Source organism: Arthrobacter sp. 7Tela_A1 (assembly GCF_049311065.1).
In the GTDB taxonomy this organism is placed as follows: domain Bacteria; phylum Actinomycetota; class Actinomycetes; order Actinomycetales; family Micrococcaceae; genus Arthrobacter_B.
In genome coordinates, this window is record NZ_JAXIOO010000071.1 from 1 (window position 1) to 4,220 (window position 4,220).

General features: G+C 66.3%; 4 protein-coding genes. 3 read left to right on the forward strand and 1 reads right to left on the reverse strand.

Going from position 1 to position 4,220, the window contains the following annotated elements; genetic code table 11:
• Positions 1-64: 64 nt before the first annotated feature.
• Positions 65-1,159 carry a succinyl-diaminopimelate desuccinylase gene (gene dapE, locus TVB01_RS16460; protein ID WP_422456979.1) on the reverse strand — a complete coding sequence of 365 codons (1,095 nt, stop codon included), beginning with the start codon at positions 1,157-1,159 and terminating at the stop codon, positions 65-67.
• A 33-nt stretch (positions 1,160-1,192) separates the two neighbouring features.
• Here dapE and dapD point away from each other — a divergent pair, with 33 nt between their 5' ends.
• Genes dapD through galE form a run of 3 tightly spaced genes read left to right on the forward strand, consistent with a single transcriptional unit; the run spans position 1,193 to position 4,110 of the window.
• The gene (gene dapD / locus TVB01_RS16465; protein WP_422456980.1) at positions 1,193-2,164 is read left to right on the forward strand and encodes a 2,3,4,5-tetrahydropyridine-2,6-dicarboxylate N-succinyltransferase; all 972 of its coding nucleotides are present in this window, start codon (positions 1,193-1,195) and stop codon (positions 2,162-2,164) included.
• A 23-nt stretch (positions 2,165-2,187) separates the two neighbouring features.
• Positions 2,188-3,060, forward strand: coding sequence for a hypothetical protein (locus tag TVB01_RS16470; RefSeq protein WP_422456981.1), 873 nt, complete (start codon positions 2,188-2,190; stop codon positions 3,058-3,060).
• Positions 3,061-3,096: 36 nt separating this feature from the next.
• Positions 3,097-4,110 (forward strand): UDP-glucose 4-epimerase GalE, encoded by a 1,014-nt coding sequence (galE, locus tag TVB01_RS16475; RefSeq protein WP_422456982.1) that lies wholly within the window; start codon positions 3,097-3,099, stop codon positions 4,108-4,110.
• Positions 4,111-4,220 lie beyond the last annotated feature (110 nt).

Consider the following 4,220-nt stretch of genomic DNA (forward strand, 5'->3'; position numbering starts at 1 on the left):
CGACCCCAGAAAAGGCCCTTAAGAAGCTTCTAAAGGGCATTTTCTGCTATCTCGATGGGGAAGCCTAGGATGCGAGCCAGGTCTGGAGCGCGGCCAGGCATTCACGGATGGCACCGGCGCTGACGTGCTCATTGTCCGAATGCGCCAGCAGCGCATCCCCCGGACCGAAGTTCACCGCGGGAATCCCCAGGGCACTGAAGCGGGCGACGTCGGTCCAGCCGTACTTGGGTTTGGGTTCCGCGCCGACGGCGGTGACGAAGCTGGCTGCCGCGGGACGGTCCAGTCCCGGGCGGGCCCCGGCGGAGGCATCGGTGCGGACCAGGTCAAAGCCCTGCAGGAGATTCCTTACGTAGGCCTCGGCCTGCTCCAGGTCCTTGTCCGGGGCGAACCGGTAGTTGATTTCCACGACGGCGGAATCAGGAATGACGTTTCCGGCCGTACCGCCGTGGATCTTCACGGCGTTCAGCGATTCCCGGTAGTCCAGTCCTTCGACCCTGACGGTGGCCGGCTCGTGATCGCGCAGCCGTACCAGGATCTCGGCTGCCGCATGAATGGCGTTCTCCCCCATCCACGCCCGTGCTGAGTGGGCTGCCTTTCCGGTGGTTGTGGCCTGGAAACGCATAGTGCCGTTGCACCCGCCCTCGACGGTTCCGTCCGTCGGTTCCAGCAGGATGGCAAAGTCTGCCTTCAGCCATTCCGGGAAGGATTTCTCCAGCCGGCCCAGCCCGCTGAGTGAGGCGTCAACCTCTTCGTGGTCGTAAAAGACGAACGTAATGTCCCGGTTGGGTTCCGTGAGTCCGGCGGCAAGGGCCAGCTGGACAGCCACGCCGCCCTTCATGTCAGTGGCGCCGCGGCCGTACAGCACGTCGCCGTCCCAGCTCGAGGGGACGGTGCCCTTGGACCCGGGGACTGCCGGAAGCGGAACGGTATCCAGATGCCCGGCCAGGATCACCCGTTCAGGCCTGCCCAGGTTGGTGCGGGCCATGATGGAGTCGCCGTCGCGCACTATTTCCAGATGGTCCAGCGCCTCCAGCGCGGCCTGCACACTGTCAGCGATGGCAGCTTCGTTGCCGGAAACGCTTTCGATGTCCATGAGGGCGGCGGTGAGGGCAGCGACGTCGCCCTGCAGGTCAAGATGCTTATGCGGTAATACGGTCACCGCTCCAGACTACCGCTCGGTAGACTTGATCCCATGACTTCGATCCCCGCTTCAGACGCTTCCGCCCGCACCGCTTCCGGCCTTGGACTGGCCACCGTCGCCGCTGACGGCACTGTCCTCGACGTCTGGTACCCGCAGCCCCGGCTGGCCGGCCTGACAGACGATCCGGCCCTGGCGGCAGAGCTCGGCACAGCAGCCGAAGCCATGGCCGACGACGTCCGCGGAACCCGCGGTGAAGTCGTTGCAACGGAAATCGACCTGGACGCTGCTCCGTCCACCACCGCAGACGCCTACCTGCGCCTCCACGTTCTGTCCGCCCGGCTGGCCGCTCCGAACACCATCAACCTCGACGGGATCTTCGGCGTGCTTCCGAACGTCGTCTGGACGAACTTCGGTCCCTGCCAGGTCGCAGGCTTCGACCGGGTCCGCGTTGGCCTGCGCGCCCGCGGTGCGGTGACCGTCTACGGCGTCGACAAGTTCCCCCGCATGGTGGACTACGTCCTGCCCACGGGCGTCCGCATCGCCGACGCCGACCGCGTGCGCCTGGGCGCGCACCTCGCCGAGGGCACCACGGTCATGCATGAAGGATTCGTTAATTTCAACGCGGGCACTCTTGGGACCTCCATGGTTGAGGGACGCATTTCTGCCGGTGTGGTCGTCGGGGACGGCAGCGACGTCGGCGGCGGGGCATCCATCATGGGAACCCTGTCCGGCGGCGGCAAGGAGAGGATCACCGTCGGCGAACGTGTCCTGCTCGGAGCGAATTCCGGCGTGGGCATCAGCATTGGCGATGACACCGTGGTTGAGGCGGGCCTCTACGTGACAGCCGGAACGCGCGTCAACGTGGTCGACCCCGAATCCGGCGACGTCCGCACCGTCAAGGCCGCAGAACTCTCCGGGGTCCCGGGGCTGCTCTTCCGCCGCAACTCGGTTTCCGGCGCCGTCGAGGTCCTCCCCCGTCTGGCCCGCACCGTCGAACTGAACGAAGCGCTGCACGCCAACTAGTCAGCGCACCAAGGAGGAAGCCCGTGGGCTACCGCACCCCGCAGCTTCCAACCCGCCGGAAGGGCGTCACCGTCCTTCTGGCGGCGGCCGCCTTCGCTGCGGCGGTGGTCCTGTACCTCCTGGTGCTGGCAGCCAATTCCGGTGATGAGAAACCGTTCAGGGAGCGGTGCACAGCGACGGCGAACGGGGGAACGTATTCGCTGACTCCGGAGCAGGCCTCCCATGCCGCCACGATCACGGCTGTCGCCGTCGCCCGCGGGCGCCCGCCGCGGGCGGCGTCGATTGCGCTGGCGACGGCAGTCCAGGAGTCCGGGCTGCGCAACATCGACTACGGCGACACTGCCGGGCCTGATTCCCGAGGGCTGTTCCAGCAACGGCCCACACAGGGCTGGGGCAGCGAAGAGCAGGTGATGGATCCGGTCTACGCCGCCAATGCGTTCTACAACGCACTGGAGAAGGTTCCCGGTTACCAGGACCTGCCGGTCACCGTGGCCGCACAGACGGTCCAGCGCAGTGCCTACCCGGAGGCCTACGCCGACCATGAGCCCGAGGGCCGTGCCTTCGCCTCAGCGCTTACCGGACAGTCACCCGCTGCCCTGACCTGCCGGCTCAACCCGGCGGCCGCCCCCGGAAACCCGGAGACAGTGCTTTCCTCGATGTCCTACCTCTATGGCGAGCAGCAGGCCGTGGTACTCGGAGACGTGCTGCTGGTGGGTGCGGAGGGTGAGTATGGCTGGTCATTGGCGCAGTGGGCCGTAGCCAACGCCAAGCCCCTGGACATCAATGAAGTGGCCTATGACTCCCGGACCTGGAACCGCGGCACCGGTGAGTGGGCCGAATCCGATGCACCGGCCACCCAGGTCGCCATCCACGTCGTCCCCGTGGCCGTCGGCTAGCAAAGGGACCGCGCGCTAAACCGCTAGGCTGGATTCATGCGCATACTAGTCACCGGAGGAACCGGGTACATCGGCTCCCACACCACCCTCGAACTGCTCAACGCGGGACATGACGTCGTCGTCATGGACAACCTGGCGAACTCCAGCACCAAGTCCCTGGAGCGGGTGGCAGAGCTTGCCGGGCGCACCGCCGACTTTGTCCAGGCAGACCTGCTGGACCCGCAGGCACTCGAGGACATCTTCGCCGCGCACTCCCCCGACGCGGTCATCCATTTCGCCGGCCTCAAGGCCGTGGGCGAGTCCGTGGCCAAACCTCTGCATTACTACCGGAACAACGTTGCCGGCACCTTGAACCTGCTCGAAGCCATGGACCGCCATGACGTCCGGACCATTGTGTTCAGCTCGTCCGCCACGGTTTACGGCGCTTCCGAAGAAGTGCCGCTGGTCGAGAAGATGCCCCTGGACGCCGTGAACCCCTATGGGCGGACCAAGGAACAGATCGAAGACATCCTCACCGACCTCGGCGCCTCGGACGAGCGCTGGAGCATCGCGCTGCTGCGCTACTTCAACCCTGTTGGTGCCCACGAATCCGGCCGCATCGGCGAAGACCCCACAGGTGTGCCGAACAACCTGCTGCCCTTCGTGGCACAGGTCGCCGTGGGCCGCCGCGAGAAGGTTATGGTTTTCGGCAACGACTACCCCACCCCGGACGGCACAGGTGTCCGTGACTACATCCACGTGGTTGACCTGGCCGCGGGCCATCTGGCGGCACTGGACTATATTGCTGCGCGCAAAGGCGTCAAGCGGTGGAACCTGGGCACCGGCAACGGCTCCTCTGTCCTCGAAGTGCTGGCTGCGTTCTCCAAGGCCGCCGGCAAGGACGTGCCCTACGACTTCGCTCCGCGCCGGCCCGGAGACGCCGCCGTCAGCTACGCCGATCCGTCCGCGGCCCTGGCTGAACTCGGCTGGGCTGCAAGCCGTTCCCTGGATGATATGTGCCGGGACCACTGGAACTGGCAGAAGCAGAACCCGCAGGGCTACGCCTCCTAACCCGCCCGGCGCCGAGAGGCCAGTTACGGCCCCTTTGACGCCTCAAAGGAGCCGTAACTGGCCTCTCGTGTATGGGGGATAAGCAAAAACGGCCCGGGGGGGGGGGCGCC

What these genes read in the sequence shown, in the direction of transcription:
- dapD (WP_422456980.1), top strand. Translation starts at nt 1,193, where the DNA reads ATGACTTCGATCCCCGCTTCAGACGCTTCCGCCCGCACCGCTTCCGGC.
- galE (WP_422456982.1), top strand. Translation starts at nt 3,097, where the DNA reads ATGCGCATACTAGTCACCGGAGGAACCGGGTACATCGGCTCCCACACC.